This is a genomic window from Streptomyces fuscigenes (assembly GCF_021556455.1).
Taxonomy (GTDB): domain Bacteria; phylum Actinomycetota; class Actinomycetes; order Streptomycetales; family Streptomycetaceae; genus Streptomyces; species Streptomyces fuscigenes.
On the sequence record NZ_JAKGCV010000444.1, the window covers coordinates 1 to 4,448 of the forward strand.

The 4,448-nt window shown below is 69.9% G+C and carries 4 protein-coding genes; all 4 read right to left on the bottom strand.

Annotated features, from left to right (window positions below; translation table 11 throughout):
• Nucleotides 1-126: 126 nt before the first annotated feature.
• The 4 genes from thpD to ectA all read right to left on the bottom strand — a co-directional run bounded on the left by thpD (nucleotide 127) and on the right by ectA (nucleotide 3,761).
• Nucleotides 127-1,026, bottom strand: a complete 900-nt coding sequence (gene thpD, locus L1885_RS24270; protein ID WP_235799299.1) for an ectoine hydroxylase — start codon at nucleotides 1,024-1,026, stop codon at nucleotides 127-129.
• 111 nt (nucleotides 1,027-1,137) lie between these two features.
• Nucleotides 1,138-1,533 carry an ectoine synthase gene (locus L1885_RS24275; RefSeq protein WP_235799300.1) on the bottom strand — a complete coding sequence of 132 codons (396 nt, stop codon included), beginning with the start codon at nucleotides 1,531-1,533 and terminating at the stop codon, nucleotides 1,138-1,140.
• Nucleotides 1,534-1,698: 165 nt separating this feature from the next.
• On the bottom strand, nucleotides 1,699-2,988 hold the full coding sequence (ectB, locus tag L1885_RS24280; RefSeq protein WP_235799301.1) for a diaminobutyrate--2-oxoglutarate transaminase: 1,290 nt from the start codon (nucleotides 2,986-2,988) through the stop codon (nucleotides 1,699-1,701).
• 203 nt (nucleotides 2,989-3,191) lie between these two features.
• Nucleotides 3,192-3,761, bottom strand: coding sequence for a diaminobutyrate acetyltransferase (gene ectA / locus L1885_RS24285; RefSeq protein ID WP_235799302.1), 570 nt, complete (start codon nucleotides 3,759-3,761; stop codon nucleotides 3,192-3,194).
• Nucleotides 3,762-4,448 lie beyond the last annotated feature (687 nt).

Consider the following 4,448-nt stretch of genomic DNA (forward strand, 5'->3'; position numbering starts at 1 on the left):
GGCGGCGGGCGGGGGCGGGACGCCCCGGGAGCGGCGGCGGCGCGGGACGCGCGGGACCGCGGGGCGGCGGAGCACCTGCTCCGCCGCCCCGCGGCCGTCATCCCTCGCGCCCCTGCGGGCGGGACGTCACCGGATCGGGGTGAAGTCCCGCGAGCCGATGAAGTCCGGGCGCGGCACCGGGGCCGCGAACGGCTCGACGGCGCTGTTGTCCACGCTGTTGAAGACGATGAAGACGTTGCTGCGCGCGTACGGCGTGATGTTGTCGCCGGACCCGTGCATGCAGTTGCAGTCGAACCAGGTGGCGGAGCCGGCCGCACCGGTGAACAGCTTGATGCCGTGCGCGTCGGCCAGCTGGGTCAGTGCCTCGTTCGACGGCGTGCCCGCGTCCTGCATCTGCAGCGACCGCTTGTAGTTGTCCTGCGGCGTCTCGCCGGCGCAGCCGAGGAACGACTTGTGCGAGCCGGGCATGATCATCAGCCCGCCGTTGGTGTCGTAGTTCTCGGTCAGGGCGATCGAGACGGACACGGCCCGCATGTTGGGCAGGCCGTCCTCCGCGTGCCAGGTCTCGAAGTCAGAGTGCCAATAGAAGCCGGACGCGCCGAAGCCGGGCTTCAGGTTGATCCGCGACTGGTGCACGTACACGTCCGAGCCGAGGATCTGCCGGGCGATGCCGACGACCCGCTCGTCGCGCACGAGGGAGGCGAAGACCTCGCTGATCTTGTGGATCTCGAAGACCGACCGGATCTCCTTGGAGTGCGGCTCCACGATCGAGCGCTCGTCCGCGCGGATCGCCGGATCCGTGATCAGGCGCTGGGTCTCCGCGCGGAAGCGCGCCACGTCGTCGGGTCCGACGAGCTGCTCGATCGAGAGGAAGCCGTCGCGCTCGAAGGAGCCGAGGCCGGCGGGGTCGATCGGGCCCGGGGCGTCCGGAGCCGACCAGACGACCGGGTCCTGTCGCGGAGTGATCACCTCGGAGGCGCCGCGCGTGGGGTAGAGGTCCTTGGGACGGGCAGGGGCGGTGGTCATGGGGGTCCTTCCTCGGCCGTCCGCCGGCGCCGCGGCGGAGTACCGGTTCTTCAACGTGGTTCAGGGTTCCTGGAACGGTCCTTCGGTGGGTCGGGGAACGGGCCCGGCGGCTCAGTCCTCGGTCAGCAGCGGGTACGCGCCGCTCTCGTCGTGCTCCTCACGGCCCGTCACCGGCGGGTTGAAGACGCAGATGGTGCGGAAGTCCGACTTGGGCCGCACCGTGTGGTGCTCGTGGCCGTTGAGCAGGTACATCGTGCCGGGCGTGATGTCGTGGACCTCGCCCGTCTCGTCGTTGGTGACCTGGGCCTCGCCGCCGATGCACAGCACCGCCTCGATGTGGTTCGCGTACCACATCGACGTCTCCGTGCCGGCGTACATGATGGTCTCGTGCAGGGAGAAGCCGACCTTCTCCTTGGCGAGGACGATCCGCTTGCTCTCCCAGGTGCCCGACGCGGCCTTGATGTGGCGGTCGGTGTTCTCGACTTCCTCGAAGGATCGGACGATCACGGTGCCTTCTTGCCTTTCTGTGTTCACGGTTGGACGACTGCCGGGGACGGCGGGGCGCCCCCGGCGCACGGGGCGTGTGGCCGCCGGTGCGGTGTCCCGCACCCGCCGCCGCACGCCCCGTCCGGGTCCGCCGCGCAGGGCGGTTGCCCGTGGATGGGGGGCCTGTCAGGCGGCGGTGGCGGGGACCCGGGCGGTGTCGCGCACGGCGCGCTCCAGCGTGCGCAGGCCCTCGTCGAGTTCCTCGGGCGTGACCGTGAGCGCCGGAAGCAGCTTCACGACCTCGCTCTCGGGGCCCGAGGTCTCCAGCAGCAGTCCCAGTTCGAAGGCGCGCTTGCACACGGCCCCCGCGCGCTCCTTGTCGTGGAACTCGATGCCCCACACGAGGCCGCGGCCGCGGAACTCCGCGTCGCCGCCGGCGCTCTCCGCGCAGATGCCGGCCAGCGCCTGCTCGACCTGCTCGCCCCGGGCGATGGTCTGCTTCTCCATCTGCCCGTCGGCCCAGTACGTGTTGAGTGCCGCGGCGGCCGTCACGAACGCCGGGTTGTTGCCGCGGAAGGTCCCGTTGTGCTCGCCGGGCTCCCAGATGTCGAGCTCGGGCCGGAACAGGCACAGCGACATCGGCAGTCCGTAGCCGCTGATCGACTTCGAGACGGTCACGATGTCCGGCACGATCCCCGACTCCTCGAAGGAGAAGAACGGGCCGGTGCGGCCGCACCCCATCTGGATGTCGTCGACGATCAGCAGCATGTCGTGGCGGTGGCACAGGTCGGACAGGGCGCGCAGCCACTCGGGGCGCGCCACGTTGATGCCGCCCTCGCCCTGCACGGTCTCGACGATGACGGCGGCCGGCTTGTTCAGGCCGGAGCCGCGGTCCAGGAGGAGCCGCTCGAACCAGAGGAAGTCCGGGACCTGGTCGTCCAGGTAGTGGTCGAACGGCATCGGCGTGCCGTGGACCAGCGGGATGCCCGCACCGGCGCGCTTGAAGGCGTTGCCGGTGACGGCGAGGGAGCCGAGCGACATGCCGTGGAAGGCGTTGGTGAACGAGACGACCGACTCGCGGTCCTTGACCTTGCGGGCCAGCTTCAGCGCCGACTCGACGGCGTTCGTGCCCGTCGGCCCCGGGAACATCACCTTGTACGGCAGGTCGCGCGGGCGCAGGATCACGTTCTGGAACGACTCCAGGAACGCGCGCTTGGCCGTCGTCGCCATGTCGAGGCCGTGCGTGATGCCGTCGCGCTCGATGTAGTCGATCAGCGCGCGTTTCAGTACCGGGTTGTTGTGGCCGTAGTTGAGGGCTCCGGCACCGGCGAAGAAGTCGAGGTACGTGTGGCCGTCCTCGTCGGTGAGCCGGCTGCCCTGCGCGCGGTCGAAGACGGCGGGCCAGCCACGGCAGTAGCTGCGCACCTCGGACTCGGTGGTCTCGAAGACACTCAGGGCGGGCGGGGTGATGGTCACGGCGGTCTCCTGCGGTGCAGAGAACGAAAGCTTCTTCGGACGGTGCGGGGTCCGGGAACCGCGCCGGTCAGGCGGATCGCGGGGATCCCGCGGAACCCGGGTCTCGTGGGGGTCGTCGGATCGGATCGGTGCCGGTGCCGCACGGACCGCGGCCGAGCCGGTGTCAGCGGCTGCGTCCGGGGGTGCGGGCCGGCCGGAAGGACTCAGCCCGAGGTCAGCGGGCCGATGCGGTAGAGGACCTCCGGGGCGTGCGCGCCGTCGCCGTCCGCGGGGAACAGGTCCCCGTCGAAGAGGACCTCACGGCTCAGCGTCGCGCCCCTGCGGGCGGCGAACGCGGTGAACATGCGGTCCGACGGGACGTTGTCGGGGGTGACGGTCGTCTCCAGCCCGCTCACGCCCAGGTCGCGCACGGCCCGGCCGGCCAGCTCGTCGAGCAGGGCGCCGGCGATGCCCTTGCCGCGGTGCGCGCCGTCCACGGCGACCTGCCAGACGACGAGCACGTCCGGCCGCTGGGGGCGGAGATAGCCGGTCACGAAGCCCATGGGCGCGCCGGCAGAATCCCTCGCGACGACCGACGTGGCGGCGAAGTCGCGGCACCACAGCAGGTAGCTGTACGAGGAGTTGAGGTCCAGCACCTCGGAGTCACGGGCGATGCGCCAGAGCGCGGCTCCGTCCTCGACTCGTGGGGTGTCGATCACGAAAGATCCCGGAGAACCCGAGGAGGAGGTGAATTCGCTACTGGCGCCTGCAAGGTCTGCTTGTGCGGCGGTCATACGGATTGAATTTACCGAGCAATTCCAAAACATGCATCTGGGCAAGGGGTTGGGCAGAACGTGGTCTTGTGTTATCACGCGGGCGCGACCTGCTGCTCGGCCGTCGGCGTATAGCACCGATTTGTCTTGGATTTAAAGGGCAAAACGCCGTCCACTGTGGACTCGGTCACAAGTGGATGACGAGCGTAAATGTGTCCGAATTACGCTGAACATCCTGTCGAAACCTTTGCGTTTAGCCAAGAAGAAAGCGGGCACAAGCATAACGGGAAGCTGCGCGCAAAAGAGCGGGAATTCCTATTCTCGACTTAACATATTCTCGGTCCCGGGGCGCGCTGGAATTCCGCGCAGAAACCACAGGGACATCATGAGGCGTCACGAAGCGTCAAGAAACGGCGCCGGGCGCCCCGCCCGGGCACCGCACAGACGGACGACGGGCCGCGCGGACGTCCCCCGCACGAGTGGCACAGGATGCAGAAGGGCGCCACCGGAGAAGCCTCCGGTGGCGCCCTTCTGCATCCTTCGGCGTTCCTCCCCCGTTCGGCGGGCGCGTCGCGGCGCACGGGGGCGCGAGCCGGTCCCTCCCGAGGCACGGGGACGTGCACGGACGTGGGGGGACCGCTCCCCCCGGCGCCGGCGCGCGCCCCGGGGCCGGACGCCGGATCGCGGTCGGCCCGCGATCGCCGCGGC